This window comes from Pseudomonas kairouanensis (assembly GCF_004682055.1).
Lineage (GTDB): Bacteria > Pseudomonadota > Gammaproteobacteria > Pseudomonadales > Pseudomonadaceae > Aquipseudomonas > Aquipseudomonas kairouanensis.
On the sequence record NZ_QUZU01000008.1, the window covers coordinates 21,919 to 40,118 of the forward strand.

Consider the following 18,200-nt stretch of genomic DNA (forward strand, 5'->3'; position numbering starts at 1 on the left):
AAGGCGTCTAGATTACGGGCAGCGCGGATTTATTTCAGTGGGTGATTGCGTGGCTGACGTACTTTTCATGTTCGCCAGTGCCCAGTCTTGGCCATCACCCCTACCGCATCGGCGAACCCCGCCTGGGGCGCAGCGTTCAAGGTCACCAGCCCCACACAGCGGCTCGGCTTCAACCCCGCCGCTCGCGTGGCCACCCGCGCGCCCTGCTCCACCCCGGCCAGCACGGCTTCGGGGATATGCAGGGCGTTCATCAGTTCCAGCACATCCTGGCCCAGCACCGCCTCGTCCTGCTCGCGCAGGTACGGCACGATCACCCGAAAGCCCTGGGCCGCCAATGGCGCAGTGACCTGGGCAAACGCCCGTACGTCCGCCGCCAACAGGATAATTGCGTGGCCTTCCTGCGGGCCGAACGCTTCGTAGAGCAGTTCCAGGTCGTCGTCGGTACTCACCTGTTGCACGGCAAACGCCGGTGCGGCCGCCACCACAGCCGCCAGCAGCAAAAAACCACGTCGATCAAACATGACTCACCCCTACGATCAATTCACTGCCCAGCCAAGTGGCCAGGTACTCCCCCGCCTGCATCACACCCGCCTCTTCCCCCAGGCGCGTCACCAAAAATTCGCACAGACCGGCAAAGCTGCCGTCGGCCTGCAGGTGCAGCAACGCTTGCAACTCCAGGGCGTCCACCTGGCGCAAGCGCGAGGTGAACTGGCGACGCCACACCAGCAGGCCGCCTGCATCCGGCAGCATCATTGCCTCGGGTGCGTCCGTTTCCTGCCACAACGCCGACCAGATCGCCTCGGCGTTGGTAGTCAGGGCGCGATAGCGCAGGGACGGTGTGAAACCCAGCACCGCCGTGTCCCAATCCACACTGGCCAAGGCGTCCAGGGCCAAGGGCTGGGCGTCGGCGGCGACGAAGGCTTCGTTCAACGCCCATTCGATCCAGGCCAGTTCATGCACGTCCGGGTTATGCGGGAACTCCGCGTTCAAGGTGCGATAAAACAACTCCGGGTAAGCATCCAGGGTCCAGGCATGGGGTGGGTATTGGTCGATATGGCAAATGCAGGCCACCAGAAACACCTCCTCGCCCACCCAGCGTCGCAGGGTAGGAAACGCCTGCTCCAGGCACCCGACCAATTGCGCGCGGTAGTTGTTCTGGTACACCGCCAGGCCCGCGTGGTGATTGCCCAGCAACTGCGCCGACTCATCCGACGCACTCACCAGCCACTGGCCAAACGTGTGTTGCCACTGCGCCAGGTTCATCGCTGCGCTTCCAAATTCATCGCTGCGCTTGCAAGGGCCCGGGCCATGGACAGCTCTTGCAGCAACTCGGCCAACGGCGGAATTTCATCATCACGCTCGATCATGGTCGCCACCGGCCCCAGCCTGGCCATGGCCTGCGCGTATAGCGCCCAAACGCCTTCGCACACCGGGCTGTCGTGGCTGTCGATCAATAATTCGCGGCCCTGGCTATGCCCGGCCAGGTGCACCTGGCGCACCCGTTCGGCGGGGATGCCGTCGAGAAACGCCAGGGCATCAAAACCATGGTTGCTGGCGCTGACAAACACATTGTTGACGTCCAGCAACAGCTCGCAGCCGGTGCGCTGGGCCATGGCGGCGATAAATTCCCACTCGCTCATGGACGCGCCCTCGAAGGCCAGGTAGCTGGACGGGTTTTCAAACAGCATCGTGCGGCCCAGCACGTCCTGGGCCTGGTGGATATTGGCGCACACACGGTCCAATGCTTCGTCGGTGTAGGGCACAGGCAGCAGGTCATGGGAATTGAAATTGCCGGTGCGCGACCAGCTCAAGTGGTCAGATACGAACAGCGGTTCAATTTCATCGACCAAGGATTTAAGGCGATACAGATACGCTGCATCCAAACCTTCGGCGGTGCCGATAGACATGGACACGCCATGCAGCGCCACCGGGTAGCGCTCGCGGACCTGGCGCAGGATATGCCGAGGCTGGCCGCCGGCAACCATGAAGTTCTCGGAGATCACTTCGACAAAATCCACGGGCACCGGGGTCTCCAGAAAGTCGCTGTAATGCTCCTTGCGCAGCCCCAGGCCGTAGCCTGAAAAGTGGGGGTTGAGTGTCGACATAGCGGATCTCCGCAAAAATAAGTGGCAAACCCACGCGGGGCCTGCCGGGTGAATTACTTCGGTTCAGTCAGGGTACCGCCCGCCTTGAGGCACTCGGACGGGGTCTTGACGATCACGCCTTCGGCCTTGCAGCTGTTGAGGCCCTTGCAGTCGTTTTTGGCGGTGGCGCACAGGCTGGTGCCTTTGCAGGTGTTGACGCCGTAGCAGCGGCCGGGTTTTTCCGGTTGGTCGGCGGCGCTGGCAGCAGTGGCAAACGAGGCCGAAGCCATGGCGATCATGGCGGCCGCAGCGGCCAGGCTCAGACGGGATTTGAGAGCAGCGTTCATGGGTATTTCTCCAGGGTGTTGGGGGTTATTTGATAACGGAAGCCGCGTCTTCGATGACCTTCGCCACAGCCTCGGGCTGGGAGATGTACACCGCGTGGCTGGCCTTGATTTCGGTAACCTTGGAACCGGCGCGCTTGTACATCCAGCGCTGCAGGTCGGGGCTCAGGGCGCGGTCTTCGGTGGACAGAACGGCGTAGGTCGGCTTCTTGTGCCAGGCGGCGGCCCAGACGGTGCCGCCAAACAGCGCGGTGGTGGCCGGCACTTGGGAGGCGGCCATGAAGTCGGTGCGATTGGTGGTCAGGTCAGCGGCAAAGTCGGCGTTGAACTGGGTGCGATCAAAGAACAAATGACCGTCGCGGGTCGGCCGCACATCATCGCTGGGGGACGGCATGGAGCCGATCAACTGGCCCATGTTCTCGCCCACTTCCGGTTGCAGGGCCGAGACGTAGACCAGCGACTTGACCTTGTCACGGTCGCCGGCAATCGAGATCACGCCGCCGGCGGAACTGTGGCCCACCAGCACCACCGGGCCAACTTGTTGCTCCAGCACTTCACGGGCCTCGGCCACATCGGCGGCCAGGCTTTCATGGCCCTGATGCACCACGGTGACCTTGTAGCCCTTGTGGATCAGGATGTCGTGCACCACTCGCCAACCGGAACCGTCGACGAACGAACCGGGCACGATCACCACGCTTTTACCGGCGCCGGGTTGCGGCGTGTCGGCGGCCTGGGCCAGTACGGGAACAGTCATGGCCATGGCAAGGGCCAGGGAAGAAAGCATGCGCATAAAAAGTCTCCATCAAAGGGATAAACGTTTGCCTGACAGCAGGCGGTCCAACGACCAGGCCCCACCGCCCTTGGCCAGCAACGGCAACAACAGGCCGGCCCAGGTCAGGTGCACGGGCCAGGCGCTGGGGTACACAAACACTTCGATCACCAGCGTCATGACCAGCAGCGCGGCGGCGGCCGGGCGTGTCAGCAGGCCCACTACCAGCAATACTGGGAACAGGTGCTCGGCGTAGGTGGCCAAGTGAGCGGCCCAATCAGGTGGAATCAGGGGCAAGGCGTATTCGGAACGGAACAAGGTGTAGGTCGAGGGTTTGAGTTCCAGAAAGCCGGTAACCTTGGTGCGCCCCGACAGGAAGAACACCGCCGCCACCGCCACACGGGCCACCAGCAACAGCAGCGCGTCGGGCAGCAGGCGCTGGATCACGGCTGCTCCGTCAGGCTGCCGTAGCCTTTGGGGGTCTTGATCTGGGTGCAGGTGCCTTTGTCCACCAGCACCCAGGCGTTGCCTTGGTAGTCGGTGGTGGACGTGGCGGCGCACGAGGTGCCGGCACCGGCGGCGCAGTCATTGGCGCCAGCCAGGGACACGCCGAAGCATTTTTCCTGGGGCTTGGCCTCATCGGCATGGGCCACGGCGACGAAAGCGCTGAGGGACAGGGCAAGGGTTGCCGCGAGGGCTGCGTAGGGACGCTTCATGGGGTGAATCTCCTGGCTTGTCTGAAGAAACCAGGGCGCTGTGTGCGCGCCAGCTGGTGAACAGATTTAAAGCCAGGCGTGTATCCGCTCTGTGTCGCGAACCGCCCGCAAGATCATGACGGTGTATCAGAAGGGGTAGTGGACACAGTGTGATACACAGGCATAAAAAAACGCGCCATGACCGTGGGGGTCATGGCGCGTTTTTTAAGGCCTCTGGGCGATCAGTCTGCCAGGGCACTCAGGTCCAGATGCCCTTCCTTGATCGGCGGGCACCAGTAGTAGCCACCGGTCAACGGCGTACTGATGCGATACAGGCCGTCGACAATCCCATCTTCCAACCCGCTCATGCGCTTGAGTTGCGCTTCGAACGCATCAAACGAATGGCCGAACGCGAGAAACATCAACCCGGCCTGGCCATTCTCGGCCCAGGGCATCGAGCGGCGTACCACAAAAGCTTCCGGGGTGAAGCTTTCCTGGGCGGTGCGTTTGGTGTGGGCTGATTCAGGGGCGTCGTCGAGTTCTTCGTTGTCGCCGTGGCGGCGGCCGATGATATGGTCGCGTTCCTGGGCGGGCAAGGCGGCGAAGCCATCGAGGTCGTGCTGCCATTGCTGGATCGCGGCGAAGCTGGCGCCGCTGTCGGTGAGGGCGGCTTCGACGGCGGCGTCATCGTGGGGGTTTTCGGTGCCGTCTTCGTAGTCGGTGAGGTCAAAGCCGGTCTTGTAGCGGAAGCCTTCGGTCATTTGAACCAGGGCAAAGGCCGGGGCCAGGGCTTTTTCGAACGCACGGCTGCGCAACAGCAATTCTCCGCGATCCACGCCGTGCAACCACACCCACAAGGCATGTTGGGTGGACGGGTTGTGGGCGCCCGGCCCACTGACGGCGGGGAAACTGCGCAGGCCGTCGATCTGTGCACCGAGTGCGGTTACCAGCGGCTCGCCAAAACCCACCACTGCCGCCGAATCGGTCAACTGCACCAGCGCGTCCAGCGCAGCGGGTACGGCGGCCAGGGAATCCACGGCAAAAAACAGATGGCGTGCCTGCAACGGCACCGGTGCGGCAAGAATGCCCGGCTGGTACTGACTCATGTGAACTCCTTCAAGAAAGCCGCGCAGTTTAACCGGCGATCACGGCGCTGCGTAGGAGAAAGCGCACAAGCCTTGCCATAGAGCCTGTTGTTGGGTGACTCTCTAGTCATGTTTTGCAACTATTCCAGGGGTAGCGACATGACCACCAGCAACCTGCTCGCCCAGCTGTTTCCCAACTCCGCCGACGATGTTCCCGAGCAATTTCGCCTGGCGGCGCCCATTGAACAGCGTGATTACCTGGTCGACGGCCAGTTGCAGGTGTGGAACGGGCCACTGGCTCAAGTGCAAAGCCCGGTGCAGTTTGGCGAACACCGCGTGCCTATCGGCAGTACACCGCTGCTGGATGCCGACACCGCCCTCACCGCCCTCGACGCCGCCGTGCGTGCCTACGACCGTGGCCAGGGCGAGTGGCCGACAATGCGCGTGGTAGACCGCATCCAACACGTCGAAGCCTTCTTGCGGCGCATGCGTGAACAGCGCGACGCGGTGGTCAAGCTGCTGATGTGGGAAATCGGCAAGAACCTCAAGGACTCGCAGAAAGAGTTCGACCGCACCTGCGACTACATCACCGACACCATCAATGCCCTCAAGGAACTGGACCGCCGTTCCAGCCGCTTCGAGCTGGAGCAGGACACCCTCGGCCAGATCCGACGCGTGCCCCTGGGCGTGGCGCTGTGCATGGGCCCCTACAACTACCCGCTCAACGAGACATTCACCACGCTGATCCCGGCGCTGATCATGGGCAACACCGTGGTCTTCAAGCCGGCCAAGCTTGGCGTGCTGTTGATCCGCCCGCTGCTGGAGGCCTTTCGCGACAGCTTCCCGGCCGGGGTGATCAACGTGATCTACGGCAGCGGCCGCGAGACCGTCAGCGCACTCATGGCCAGCGGCAAGATCGATATCTTTGCGTTTATCGGCACCAACAAGGCCGCCAGCGACCTGAAAAAACTGCACCCCAAGCCACACCGCTTGCGCGCGGCCCTGGGCCTGGACGCGAAAAACCCCGGCATCGTGCTGCCCGAGGTGGACCTGGACAATGCAGTGAGCGAAGCCGTCACCGGCTCCCTGTCGTTCAATGGCCAGCGCTGCACCGCGTTGAAAATCCTGTTTGTGCATGAGCATGTGGTCGAAGGCTTCATCGACAAATTCAATAAGAAGCTGGCCAGCCTCAAGCCGGGCATGCCTTGGGAAGACGGCGTAGCGCTGACCCCACTGCCGGAAGTGGGCAAAGTGGACTACCTCAACGGCCTGGTGGCCGACGCCGCCCAACACGGCGCGCAGGTGGTGAATGAGAATGGCGGCACCAGCCGTGGCTCGTTCTTCTACCCGGCGGTGCTGTACCCGGTGAACCCGCAGATGCGCGTGTACCACGAGGAGCAGTTCGGCCCGGTGGTGCCGATCGTGCCCTACCGCGACCTGGAAACGGTGATCGAGTATGTGCTGGATTCGGACTTCGGCCAGCAACTGAGTATTTTCGGCACCGATCCCGAGGCCGTCGGCAAATTGGTGGATACCTTTGCCAACCAGGTCGGCCGTATCAATATCAACGCCCAGTGCCAGCGCGGGCCCGACACCTTCCCGTTCAACGGCCGCAAGAACTCGGCCGAGGGCACGTTGTCGGTACATGACGCGTTGCGGGTGTTCTCGATTCGCACCCTGGTGGCGACCAAGTTCCAGGAGAGCAACAAGGCGTTGGTGAGCGATATTCTGCGAAACCGTGACTCCAGCTTCCTGACAACCGACTACATCTTTTGAATGCTCGCAGATCCACAATGTGGGAGGGGGCTTGCCCCCGATTGCAGGAGCTCAGCCAGCACATCTGTCACTGACCGACCGCCATCGGGAGCAAGCCCCCTCCCACATTTGGACCCCACACTCCCTGATAGCCGAGGCCCCTTTACTACCGATGAACCTGCCCATGTTTGCCCGGCGCCTGTTGCGCCCGCTGCTTGACCCGTACCGCCGCTATCGCCACGCCAAGCTTATCCACGCCGTGCGCGTGTCCATCGGCCTGCTGGCAACTATCTTGCTGACCACCGGTATCAACCTGCCCCACGGCGAATGGGCGTCGGTGACCATGCTGGTGGTGATCGGTGGGTTGCAGCATCACGGCAATATCGGCAAGAAAGCCGTGGAGCGCGCCTACGGCACCTTGATCGGCGCCAGTGTCGGGTTGCTGTTGGTGGTGCAGGAGGCCTACGTCGGCCAGCCGCTGCTCACCTACCTGCTGATGTCGGTGGTGTGCGGGTTCTTTTCCTACCACGCCATTGGCAAGGGCGGGTATACCGCGCTGCTGTCGGCGATCACGGTGTTTATCGTCGCCGGGCACGGGGACAACCCGCTGTCGGACGGCCTGTGGCGCACCGTGGACATCCTGATTGGTATCGCCCTGGCCTTGGCCTTCTCGTTCGCCCTGCCGTTGTATGCCGTGTATTCATGGCGCTACAACCTGGCCAGTGCACTGCGCGATTGTGCCGAAATCTACAGCCGGATCATCAACGGCCAGTCGGTGACCGATGATCAACACCTGAAACTGCTCAATCGCCTGAATGCGGCGATGCTGCAACTGCGCTCACTGATGCCGTCGGTGTCCAAGGAAGTGCGCATCTCCATGACTGAGCTGGATGCTATCCAGCGGCATCTGCGCCTGTGCATCAGCACCCTGGAAATTCTTGGCAATACCCGCCCCGACCCCAGGGATGCCCAGGCGATGGCCAGGATGCAGGTGATGTTGAAGGCCGAGCACCGGCAGATCCGCGTGCAGCTGGTGGGGATGGCGCGCGCGTTGAAGTCTGGCGTGACAGAGCGGCTGGAACGGGTCGGTACAGGCGGCGGGGGCGAGCCTGCGCTGGACGCCCCGGTTTACAGTGCGCTGGATGGCTATCGATTGTTGACGTTGCAACTGGCGCAGAACGTGGACGCCATGCGCCAGCGGTTGGCCAAGAGCGCCGTGCACTGGAAAATCTGATGCCTGAGCCTCAGACAATACGCAAAGGTGTCGTCAGGGAGTAAAGCACCGGTAAATTTGTGCGCTTAAGGGTGTAAAAAATTGAAATATCTTTATTCAGATTTGAAGCCAGATCCTGAGGTAACACATCGAACCCCATGGCAACGCCTGGGATGTTCACAGGTTTCGGCAAATCGGCACTGTGCGCCCCCTGGATGTGCAACGTCACCCAATCACCGAACTCAACCTCGGAGAATGGCGCCTTAACCGGTGTGCCGAACGGAGAGACGTCCGCCAGTGCAAGCACACCATCCTGCGCCTGCTCAACGTCGGGTGCGGGCATATCAGCTTGCAGCTCACCAACGCGGATTACTCGGCGCAGGGACTCGCGGGGCCTTGCGCCTGCCTTGGTCGCGATGTAGAGCACTTCCATCTCTCGCCCTTTGAACAGTTTGAACGCTGAGTCCTTAACCACAACCCCCAATTCTTGCTCATCCTCAGGGATTTCCCCAAGGATGACGTGTGAGCTGTGTTCGATGGTCCCGCTGGGGCCACTGGCCAGCAGCTTCAACTCAATCCCATCGAATGATTTCCAAGTGGGTTGTCTCTGTATGCGGACGTGGACTTGCGGCAGGTCAGGGTCAATCGCACCGTCCGCTTCACCGTCGACATCGGGCGGCGGCCACTGCACGATTTCGCCATTGATCTTCAAATGACGATAATTGGAACGAGGGGAAAGCCCAGCGGGTCCTTCGAGCATGTAATAGGTATACGTGCTCCCCTTGGCGCTCGCGGCAACAATCCCATTGGGTATATCGAAATAATAGGCCCGCGCACTCGGAATCTCTCGGGTCTCCGTATGGGAAATCGACCCTCCATCACTGGTCGTGCCCGTCCAGAACACATGCGCATGGGTGTAGTGCTTGAGATCCTCCGTGAGCACGACGAACCCAATTTCCACCGCGCCGTTACCAATCTCTGCCAAGTCAAGTTCAGTGTCGACCGCAGGAATACTGACAAAGGGCGCTTCTCTACGCTGACTGTTGGCATGCACCGACACCAACTTGACCTCTGACCACGGCGCGCGCTCATCAGGCAGATTGCCGGTGGCCCCTACAACCGTCATAGCAACGGGGAGCATTTCGCTATCACCGCCAGCCTCGATCATTTCGGGAGTCACCTTGACCGTGATATCCCGATCGACCTCGTTGAGCTGTACCCAGTGGATGATCTTTTGTGACCCCCAGGCCAGTATCAGCTGATCATAAACGCGCATGTTCAGCCATTTTCGGCATGTGACGAACACCCCTACCTTGGCTTTTTGTTCGGAAACACCCTCCAAGTCCACTTCGGGTTCAAGTTCAAGTACCAAATTGCGATTTCCGCCGGCGATTGGCTCGGGCGCCTGCCCCCCAGGCCTGCCTAAATTAACCCTCAGGTTCAACGGGGGAGTCTGTGGGGGCCCATCCTCATTCGAGATGATCTTGCAGTACACCGGAAAAGCCCTGGGTTCACGAATGAATTGCACGGGAACCGTGAGCGGGAAACGGGTACGTGGTGGATCGCCATCGCGCACCAGATAAAACCCTACTGGAGATGAGCTTCCCCAGAACAGTTGGAACACTGTTCCCACAGGAGTCAGGAAAGGGTAAGTCACATGAACGACCAGGTCGCGTGTGGCATGCACAATACCTATCCCGCCGTCAGCATTTTCCACGTCCCCTTCAATGGCAGGAAACATTAAAGGAACATCAACCGGTTCGAGTTGATACTTGGCTTTTTTGCGGGACATTTATCAACTCCTTGCCGGGGATATTCAGCCTGCTTTCCATACACGGGGTGTGGGATAAAGCAGATACCCAAACAAGGTGTTCGCCAACTGTCAGAATTCACAGGTAGCGACGAAAGGTAGAACGCACTTATGAAGGACTAACTTTTTCTTACATTTTTTTCACGTTTTATTCACATCCTGAAACGTAGTGTGAAGCCTCATCCGTTACAAATGTTGCACATCAAGCCCGCCGCCCCAGCGGGCTTTTTTTTGCCTGGGATTTGGCCTAACGCGAGGCCTTGGCAACCGGCGCAGCGGCCTGTTCCCGAATGGCGCGCTGGGTGTCGAGCACCTTGGCCAGTGCATTTTCCGCTTCGGGGCTTTGCTGCGGTACACGAATGGCTGCCGACACCAGGGTGATCAACTTGGCCATCACTTCCGCGTCGGTGGCCGGACGGCCCAGGCTCATGGAGTTCATCAGCAGGCGCAGCTCGGTACCGGCCATGACCCCGGAGATGGCCTTGAGGGCAAATTGCAGACGCACCCCCAGTTCGTTGCGCGGCAGGTCCGGCAAGGCCAGGGCGAAGGCTTCGAAGAAACGCTGGAACACCGGCTGGTAATGCACCTTGAGGTATTCCTGGATAAACGGCGAGGTGTCGCTGTACACGCGGCCAAGAAAGCGGATGAATGAGCGCCCTTCCCCACTGGCGCTGGCCGGGTCGCTGCGCTCCAGGCCCATGGCCGGGGCAAACAGCACGCCCAGCAGGGTGTCGCAGTCCAGCGGGCCGTCGGACTCGGCCTCGCAGCGCGCCAGCAACTCCAGGCGCTGCTCGTTGAGGGGCTCCAGGCGTTGCATCAGCAGGGTCTTCATCAGGGAGTCCTTGTCCCCGAAGTGGTAGTTCACGGCAGCCAGGTTGACCTGGGCACGCTCGGTAATCTGGCGTAACAAAACCGCGTCGTATCCGTACTTAATGAAGAGGGCCTCAGTCGCATCCAGCAATCGAGTTTTGGTAACGTTTGGAGCGCTGAGTTTCTTCGCGACCATAAAGAGTTCCACGGCGGAAATATTGTTTTAAAAAATAATTTGATTTTTTATACCGGGGCGGCTTGTCGAAAGCAAGTAGTGACACTCCGCCATATTACCCAAAGCCTTGGCCTGCGGGCTTGCTGAGGGGAGTAGAAGGGCTTTGGGCACGCCCGGAAGGCACCCGGAGGGAATCGTTTCAAGGCGTAAAACCGCTCTACATCCACGGCTGGCGAAGTGCCTGGAAGGCGGTTACTATTCAAATAATATTTTAAAAACAAGAAATAAAACCAGTCCGTGACGCGTTCCAGGCAGCTCCCGAACTTGTTACAAAGCTTTACCGGGGGCATGGCGGCACCGTCGAGACTGAAGGCGTAGTCATGATGACAGATACCCCCGCGCACCCAGGCTTGATCTCCCTGCAAGGCATCGGCAAAAGCTATCAGCTGGCCGGGCAACACCTGTCCATTCTCAATGACGTCTGCCTGTCCATCGCCCGCGGCGACAGCTGCGGCATCCTCGGCGCCTCCGGCTCCGGCAAGAGCACCCTGCTCAATATCCTCGGCCTGCTGGATCTGCCCAACTGCGGCCAGTACCACTTTGCCGGCCACGATATCTTCAACGCCACCCCGGATGAACTGGCGGCAATCCGCAACCAGCAAATCGGCTTCGTGTTCCAGAGTTTCAACCTGCTGCCACGCCTCAGTGCCCTGGACAACGTCGCCCTGCCCTTGAGCTATCGCGGCGTCTCGCGCCATGACTCGGTGGAGCAGGCCTTGCGCATGCTCCACCAGGTGGGCCTGGCCGATCGCGCCCACCATCGCCCCGCCGACCTCTCCGGCGGCCAGCGCCAACGGGTGGCCATCGCCCGCGCGCTGGTGGGCAACCCGTCGGTGATCCTTGCAGACGAACCCACCGGCAACCTCGACAGCAGCACCGCGCAGGACATCATGGACCTGCTGCTGGCCCTCAACCGCGATCAGCAAGTCACGCTGATCATCGTCACCCACGACCCCCATATCGCTGCCCGCCTGGACCGCAAGATCCTGGTGCGCAATGGCGTGGTGCAAGAGGCGCCGCGCCCATGAGCCTGCGGGTCGAGCAGAGCCTCAGCCAACTGCTGCACGAAGCGTTAGTGAGCCTGCGCACCCTGGGCAAGCGTTCGATCCTGGCCCTGCTGGGCATTGTGATCGGCAGCTCATCGGTAGTGGCGCTGATCAATATCGGCCACAACGCGGCGGTGGATGCAGCAATGATTTTCAAGGACATGGGCACCGACACCCTGGTGGCACAGTTCCCGCGCAAGGGCAGCAGCACCGTGCTCATGCGCACCCAACTGGACCTGGATGCCGTGCGCCAGGCCGTACCGGGCATCGCCCACATCGGCGCCCTCAGCCTGTTCAGCGGCGCCGTGGTGTTTCATGGCCGTACCACCAACGCCAACTTTGTCGGCATCACCCCGGACGTCCCGCACGCCATGCGCCTGGACCTGCGCGACGGCCGCTTCCTGTCGGCCTTCGACAGCGCTGAAACCTACGCCGTCATCGGTGCCCAGGTCGCGCAAGCCCTGGGTACCCCAGGCGACCCGGTGAACCTGGGCGATCGGGTGCGCATCAACGACTACCTGTTCCTGATCGTCGGCATCCTGAACCCTCAGCCTCGCGCCATGCTGATGCCCATTCAGGGTGGCGAATCGCTGTTCATCCCCGCCGAAGGCATGCGCCGCATCTATGCCACGCCCGCGATCAGCAACATCGTCATCCGCGCCGCCCCCGGCCAGGACATGGAACGCATGGCCAAGGACGCCGCCACCGCGCTGCAAACCCAGCTCACCGACCACACGGTCGACATCCAGGTGCCCCAGCAAATGATCGACGGCATGACCCGGCAAAGCCGCACCTTCGCCTACCTGCTGCTGGCGCTGGGGGCGATTTCCCTGGTGGGCGGCGGTGTCGGAGTGATGAACGTGATGCTGATGAATGTCTCGGAGCGCCGTCGCGAAATCGGGATCCGCATGGCCCTCGGTGCGCGCCAGCGGGATATCCGCAACCTGTTCCTGCTCGAAGCCGTCACCCTGACTGCCGTCGGCGCGTTGTGCGGCGCAGTGCTGGGCGTGACCGCTGCGTGGCTGTATGCCTGGCTGTCAGGCTGGGCGTTCTCACTGGCCGCTCCCGCCCTGCCACTGGGGGTGGGCAGCACGTTGCTGGTGGGGTTGTTCTTTGGCATCTACCCGGCAGTGTCGGCCTCGCGGCTACCGCCGGTGGAGGCCCTGCGCGATGAATAAATGGCTCGCACTGCTGACCCTGGCTTGCCTGCCCGCCATGGCCTCCACCGTGGTGATCAACCCGTCGGCGCCCAGCAGCACCCGCAGCGGCTACGACCGTGGCGTGTCGCTCAATGCCCAGGTCACCACCCTGACCCTGGGGGACGCTGTGTACCTGGGCCTGCGCAACAACCCGGCGATCCGCAGCGCCTACCTGCAACGGGTGGCGCAAAAATTCGACCTGCGCGTGGCCGAAGACACTTTCAACCCCAAGCTGACCCTCAACAGCTATTACCGCGGCACCCGTGGCTCGGCCGACAACGCCCGCAACGCCAACCTCGCGCCCGCCACCAGCCTGCTAGGCGAGTACGGCACGCGCCTGAGCATGGCCTGGACCCAGCAACTGAACAACGCCGACCGTGCCGGGCGCTACCGCAGCGACGGCCTGGACCTGGCGATCATCCAACCCTTGATGCGCGGCGCCGGCTGGGACGCCACCACCGCGCCGTTGCGCCTGTCGCGCCTGTCGGAACAGGCCAACCGCCTGAACCTCAAGGCCACCGTGGCACAGACCATCAGCCAGATCATCGGCACCTACCGCGAACTGCTGCGCGCCCAGGAACAACTGACCATCGTGCAGGACGCCCTCAAGCGCTCCGGCACCCTGCTGGAAGTGAACCGTGCCTTGATCGCTGCCGGGCGCATGGCCGAGTTTGAAATCGTGCAGACCGAAGCCGATATCGCCACCCAGCAACTGGGGGTGGAAGAAGCCCAGAACCAACTCGACACCAGCCGCCTGGCCCTGTTGCGCCTGCTGGCCCTGGACCTGTCCACGCCCATCCGCGCCAGCGAGGCACTGGAGGCCAAGCCTATGCAGATCGACAAGCGCCAGGCCTTCAACCTGGCGCAGAACCAGCAACCGGAATACCTCGCCGCCCTGCTCGGCAGCCAGCAGGCCGACCTCAACCTGGTGATCGCCAAGGACTCCGGGCGTTGGCAGGTCGACCTGGTAGCCGGGGCCAACCAGGTGCGCGATGCCTACAACACCAGCGCCGGCAGCAGCAATAACCGCACCTGGGACAGCTACGCCGGCGTGCAGGTACAAATCCCCATCGGCGATATCAGCACGCGCCAGGCTGAGGTACGCGCGCGGGTGAATGTGGAAGATCAGGAGATTCGCATTGCCGACGCCCGCCAGGCCCTGGAGCGCAGCGTCAACGATGTGGTGCGCGACCTCGGCACGCGCTGGCGCCAATATGAAATCTCCCAGCGCGCCGTGGAGCTGTCCCGGCGCAAGATCGACATCGAGCGGGAAAAACTCAGCGCCGGGCGCTCCACCAACTTCCAGGTGCTGAGTTTCGAGACCGATTTGCGCAACGCCGAAAATGCGCAGCTCAATGCGCTGATCGCTTATTTGAACGCCCAGACCCAGCTCGACTTGACCCTGGGCATGACGCTGGAAAGTTGGGAAATCGCCCTCAATGACTACTAATAAAAAACGCCTGCTGGGCGCTGCCGTGATCCTGTTGTTGGGCGCTGCCGGGCTGCTCGGCCTACGCAGCCCGGCCACGGAGCCTTCCAACCCGGCCGAACAATGGCTGGCGGTCAAGCCCGACACACTGGTGCACCAGATCGGCCTGGTGGGCAAGATCGAGCCCGACACCACCATCACCCTCACCGCGCCCTTCGACGGCAATGTGCTGGCCAATCTGGTGGAGCAAGGCCAGCGGGTCGAGGCCGGCCAGGTGCTGCTGCGCATGGACCCCTCCACCCTCGAAGTGCAACTGCGCGATGCCCTCTCCGCCCAGCTTAAGGCGCGGCGCACGGTGCAAGAGATGCAGGACTGGGACAGCAGCCCCGCCGTCGCCCGCGCCCGACGCAGCCTGCGCACCACCGAAATGACCGCCGGCAATACCCAGCGCAAACTCACCGAAAGTGAAAACCTGTTCCAGCGCGGCATCATCCCGCGCAACGAACTGGACGAGCTCAAGCAGCAAACCCAACAACAGCAACTGGACCTCGCCTCTGCCCGCAGCGAGCTGCAACAGGCCCTCGACCAGGGCAAAGGCGAGTACCGCCAGATCGCCGACATGGAACTGACCAACGCCACGGTGCGCTACGACGCCCTGCACAAGCTGCTGGAGGGCCGGGAGGTCAAGGCGCCGTTCTCCGGCATCGTGGTGCCTGCGCCCGGTAACAACAGCGCTCAAGGCGCCAACAACACGAACGTTCCGATACAGGCCGGCAGCAAGGTCGGCCAGGGCCAGGTGCTGTTTGGCCTGGCCAATATCGAACGGCTGAAAATCACCGCCAAGGTCTCGGAGCTGGACATCAACCAACTGCGTCAGGGCCAGGCGGTGGAAGTGCTGGGCGATGGTTTCGATGGCGAACGGCTGAGCGGCTCGGTCAGCGTGGTCAGTGGCTTGGCGATTGCCAGTGACAGCCAGGGCAGTGCGCAGTTTCCGGTGACCCTGTCGATTCCCAAGCTCACGCCGCAACAGTTGCAGCGGGTGCGCTTGGGCATGAGTGCGCGGTTGACCATTGTGACCTACAACAATGAGCAGGCGATTGTGGTGCCAGCGCAGGCGATCGTTGGGGGTGAGGTGGAGTATCGGGAGGCGATGGATAGGCCGGTGGAGCGGGTGAAGGTGACGACCGGGCAGTCGACTCCGCAGGGGGTTGAAGTATTTGGTCTCAAGCCTGGGTTTGTTAAAACCTCAAGATAAATGATGATCCCATCCTGCGACAGCGCCATCAAGGTACGCCGCCGTCCAGTCGCTCAGCCTGGGCGCGTTGATGACAACCGGTTTAACGGGAAGTGAGCACCCCATAAGCCTGCCAATTTCAGCGCGGGTACAACCTTGAGCCGCTAACGGGATAACTCGTGTCCGGGGACCATCGCTCTGGCTGAGGGTGGCCGATCGTACGCACTAGCTCAACTCGGAATGTTCTTCTGTAGTAAGGAGGATATTGGCAGTGCAAGCGTAGCCAAGATCGTTGAAAGGTTGGTTAGAGAACGTTACACCAGATCTGCAATTCTCGATGCGACCAAATCTCAGTCTGAGATGAGATGACAAGTACCAAAAAACGAAATGCTCAGTGCTTCTCGAGTAAGCCCCTACAATTCTCCGCACCTGTGAACATTGACAGTAGTCAAGCTTACCTAATGGGTGTCTCCTCTAGCTTCGTGTTCATGCAATTTAACGGTCAACATATCTTTGGAGAACAGATCATGCCTAAAGGTCTCCCACGCATTGCAGATCTACCCTCAATAGAAACTGAAAATATGCATCCAAAAATAGATGGGGATGAGGATAATGTTGATGCCGGCATAGGGTTGTATCAAGTTGAATATGACCTTGTCGTTTACATGGCGCGACCGGACAATACCCCTGTGCTTACTACTTTTCGATTGCACTGGGGAAATATCGATACACCTATTGCAACTAAAACTCTTTACCCGGGAGACGAGGCGCTTAAGCGAATTGCTTTTACGATTCGACGCGAAAATATACGCGAACTTATCGTCGATCCAGTGTTTGTTGAAGTACGCCGACCTAGCGGGAACCCTTCATACACTGATCCGTTACGACTACGCGTTTATCTGCGTCGACCTGGGGGGAGAGATTTAAACCCCTCACCAGGTAACCAGAAGCTGGTATTTCAGTTGCCCATAGAGATTGTGCTCTACGGTCTTAGTGATGAACGAGCTCGTGAAGGCGTTGAAGTCCTCTTCCGATATTGGGAAAATATGGCTGCGTACGATCGTATATTCCTGGCTTGGGGTTCTCAGACCGTCACACGCTGGATTCAACCTTCGGAGGTGGGTACTGACATAAAAGTCACGGTCAGCTACGAGACCATTCGTGCGGCTGGGAAAAGTGATTTGATGCCTATCGCTTATCGAGTGCAGGGCCCTACAGGTAATAAGAGTGATCCTTGGGAGCCCTGGTCGGAGGAAGTTAGATTACGCGTATATTTAGACGACAAACTTCTTGCTCGTCCTTGGTTAGAATTTCCTGATTCTGGTTTCGATATCGACCTGGAGACGCTCGACGAGAATGATGCACAAGTTGGGTTGTATATTTTTGAATCAGATACCGTTGCGTACAGTCGCGTATTCATAATTTGGGCAGGGGTAGATGCTGAAGGCGGGTCCGTGCCGCACACAGACAGCCAGATAATAATGGGGGCAGGGTCTTACTTTTTTTCCATTCCCTACAAGTTGGTGAAAGCTATCGCCAGGGGCAGTGCTGCCGTGAACTACTTTCTGACTGGCGAAGGACAAAAGGATAAACCATCTGACTACCTGTTTCTCAATGTCCATGGCAATCCCGCACATTGGCCAGCGCCAAGTATTGACGAAGCCCCTGATAAGTACCTCGACCCCAATGTGCCCAAAGCCACAATACGCTTCCCGAGGCAACTCACTTGGGAGAGCCAGGATATTCTAACCATCGTGATTTTGTCTAAGGGGAACGACACCATCGAGTACAGCGATTGTCTAACGATCGGAGAGTTTCCTCCAGGCGACCAAATGGTATTAGACGTGCCAGGCCGTGAAATCAATAAATTTGATGGGCGATTTATTGAAGGCTACTACAGTGTTCGGCACCTCGACGAGACACCTCGCGAGTCGCTACGAAGAGAATGGCAAGTGGGCGACCCGCTATTAAGGGACCTTACCAGCTTCGATAGATACAACTGGAATATGTGGGAAAACACGGTTACCGAAAAGGGGGACCTTACTATAGATGGAGCTGAAAATATTTGTTGGCGGGCGACCAAGACGGCGAGCGAATTAATAGAGCCAGGAATTAAAAAATATTATAGCAGGCTAAAACAGCACGCTAAATATGAGCTGAGCTTTTACTGCAAATCAACAGGAAGCTCAGCCAATTCGGAAGTAAAAATTGATTTTTCCGGCTTGGTCATAAACAAATTGTTAAGCCCTAATAAAAACTGGGTAAAATTGAGCGAATCGTTTGAGCTTTCAGTGGGCGACATTGCCTTAAACAAAATAGTCAGCATTTCATTTAAAAATAACACCACCCATACTTTTTTAGTTGACCAGATCCAGCTAACAGAGGTACTTCAATAGAAGATGACTTCACACCAACCGGAAGGGCACTCATATTTTTACTGAGGGATAAACTGCCCCGGAGCAGCCCGGGGCAGTCAATTGATTTTAGGTCTT

At 60.0% G+C, this 18,200-nt stretch carries 17 protein-coding genes; 7 read left to right on the forward strand and 10 right to left on the reverse strand.

The genetic code is table 11. The features are described 5' to 3' along the window. Positions 1-65: 65 nt before the first annotated feature. The 8 genes from DYL59_RS08880 to DYL59_RS08915 all read right to left on the reverse strand — a co-directional run bounded on the left by DYL59_RS08880 (position 66) and on the right by DYL59_RS08915 (position 4,998). On the reverse strand, positions 66-521 hold the full coding sequence (locus DYL59_RS08880; protein ID WP_135288840.1) for an alpha/beta fold hydrolase: 456 nt from the start codon (positions 519-521) through the stop codon (positions 66-68). Then, positions 514-1,263, reverse strand: a complete 750-nt coding sequence (locus tag DYL59_RS08885; protein WP_135288841.1) for an HvfC/BufC N-terminal domain-containing protein — start codon at positions 1,261-1,263, stop codon at positions 514-516. The genes DYL59_RS08880 and DYL59_RS08885 overlap by 8 nt, the downstream gene beginning before the upstream one ends. After that, a complete protein-coding gene (gene bufB / locus DYL59_RS08890) occupies positions 1,260-2,105 on the reverse strand; it encodes an MNIO family bufferin maturase (RefSeq protein ID WP_135288842.1) in 846 nt (281 codons plus the stop codon). The genes DYL59_RS08885 and bufB overlap by 4 nt, the downstream gene beginning before the upstream one ends. Before the next feature lie 53 nt (positions 2,106-2,158). Then, entirely contained in the window at positions 2,159-2,431 is a 273-nt protein-coding gene (gene bufA2 / locus DYL59_RS08895; protein ID WP_135288843.1) for a BufA2 family periplasmic bufferin-type metallophore, read from the reverse strand. A 25-nt stretch (positions 2,432-2,456) separates the two neighbouring features. After that, positions 2,457-3,218, reverse strand: a complete 762-nt coding sequence (locus DYL59_RS08900) for an alpha/beta fold hydrolase (protein ID WP_135288844.1) — start codon at positions 3,216-3,218, stop codon at positions 2,457-2,459. Between the two features lie 12 nt (positions 3,219-3,230). After that, a complete protein-coding gene (locus DYL59_RS08905; RefSeq protein ID WP_135288845.1) occupies positions 3,231-3,644 on the reverse strand; it encodes a DoxX family protein in 414 nt (137 codons plus the stop codon). Beyond that, entirely contained in the window at positions 3,641-3,913 is a 273-nt protein-coding gene (locus tag DYL59_RS08910; RefSeq protein ID WP_135288846.1) for a BufA1 family periplasmic bufferin-type metallophore, read from the reverse strand. Before DYL59_RS08910 ends, DYL59_RS08905 begins: the two co-directional genes overlap by 4 nt. 221 nt (positions 3,914-4,134) lie before the next feature. Beyond that, positions 4,135-4,998: a Dyp-type peroxidase gene (locus DYL59_RS08915; RefSeq protein WP_135288847.1), complete on the reverse strand. Its 864-nt coding sequence runs from the start codon at positions 4,996-4,998 to the stop codon at positions 4,135-4,137. 138 nt (positions 4,999-5,136) lie between these two features. Here DYL59_RS08915 and DYL59_RS08920 point away from each other — a divergent pair, with 138 nt between their 5' ends. Beyond that, positions 5,137-6,753, forward strand: coding sequence for an NADP-dependent glyceraldehyde-3-phosphate dehydrogenase (locus DYL59_RS08920; RefSeq protein WP_135288848.1), 1,617 nt, complete (start codon positions 5,137-5,139; stop codon positions 6,751-6,753). 151 nt (positions 6,754-6,904) lie between these two features. Next, complete coding sequence (locus DYL59_RS08925; protein WP_135288849.1) at positions 6,905-7,966, forward strand: FUSC family protein; 1,062 nt, start codon at positions 6,905-6,907, stop codon at positions 7,964-7,966. 10 nt (positions 7,967-7,976) lie between these two features. On the opposite strand, the gene DYL59_RS08930 is transcribed toward DYL59_RS08925, so the two are convergent. Further along, complete coding sequence (locus tag DYL59_RS08930) at positions 7,977-9,737, reverse strand: hypothetical protein (RefSeq protein ID WP_135288850.1); 1,761 nt, start codon at positions 9,735-9,737, stop codon at positions 7,977-7,979. Positions 9,738-10,002: 265 nt separating this feature from the next. Beyond that, positions 10,003-10,761: a TetR/AcrR family transcriptional regulator gene (locus DYL59_RS08935; RefSeq protein ID WP_135288851.1), complete on the reverse strand. Its 759-nt coding sequence runs from the start codon at positions 10,759-10,761 to the stop codon at positions 10,003-10,005. A 359-nt stretch (positions 10,762-11,120) separates the two neighbouring features. Between DYL59_RS08935 and DYL59_RS08940 the strand changes: the two genes are divergently transcribed. The 5 genes from DYL59_RS08940 to DYL59_RS08960 all read left to right on the forward strand — a co-directional run bounded on the left by DYL59_RS08940 (position 11,121) and on the right by DYL59_RS08960 (position 18,104). Continuing rightward, positions 11,121-11,828, forward strand: a complete 708-nt coding sequence (locus DYL59_RS08940; protein WP_135288852.1) for an ABC transporter ATP-binding protein — start codon at positions 11,121-11,123, stop codon at positions 11,826-11,828. After that, positions 11,825-13,024, forward strand: a complete 1,200-nt coding sequence (locus DYL59_RS08945) for an ABC transporter permease (protein WP_135288853.1) — start codon at positions 11,825-11,827, stop codon at positions 13,022-13,024. Before DYL59_RS08940 ends, DYL59_RS08945 begins: the two co-directional genes overlap by 4 nt. Beyond that, positions 13,017-14,495, forward strand: coding sequence for a TolC family protein (locus tag DYL59_RS08950; RefSeq protein WP_135288854.1), 1,479 nt, complete (start codon positions 13,017-13,019; stop codon positions 14,493-14,495). Before DYL59_RS08945 ends, DYL59_RS08950 begins: the two co-directional genes overlap by 8 nt. Next, positions 14,485-15,729 carry an efflux RND transporter periplasmic adaptor subunit gene (locus tag DYL59_RS08955; RefSeq protein ID WP_135288855.1) on the forward strand — a complete coding sequence of 415 codons (1,245 nt, stop codon included), beginning with the start codon at positions 14,485-14,487 and terminating at the stop codon, positions 15,727-15,729. The genes DYL59_RS08950 and DYL59_RS08955 overlap by 11 nt, the downstream gene beginning before the upstream one ends. Positions 15,730-16,196: 467 nt before the next feature. Beyond that, positions 16,197-18,104 (forward strand): hypothetical protein, encoded by a 1,908-nt coding sequence (locus tag DYL59_RS08960; RefSeq protein ID WP_135288856.1) that lies wholly within the window; start codon positions 16,197-16,199, stop codon positions 18,102-18,104. Positions 18,105-18,200 lie beyond the last annotated feature (96 nt).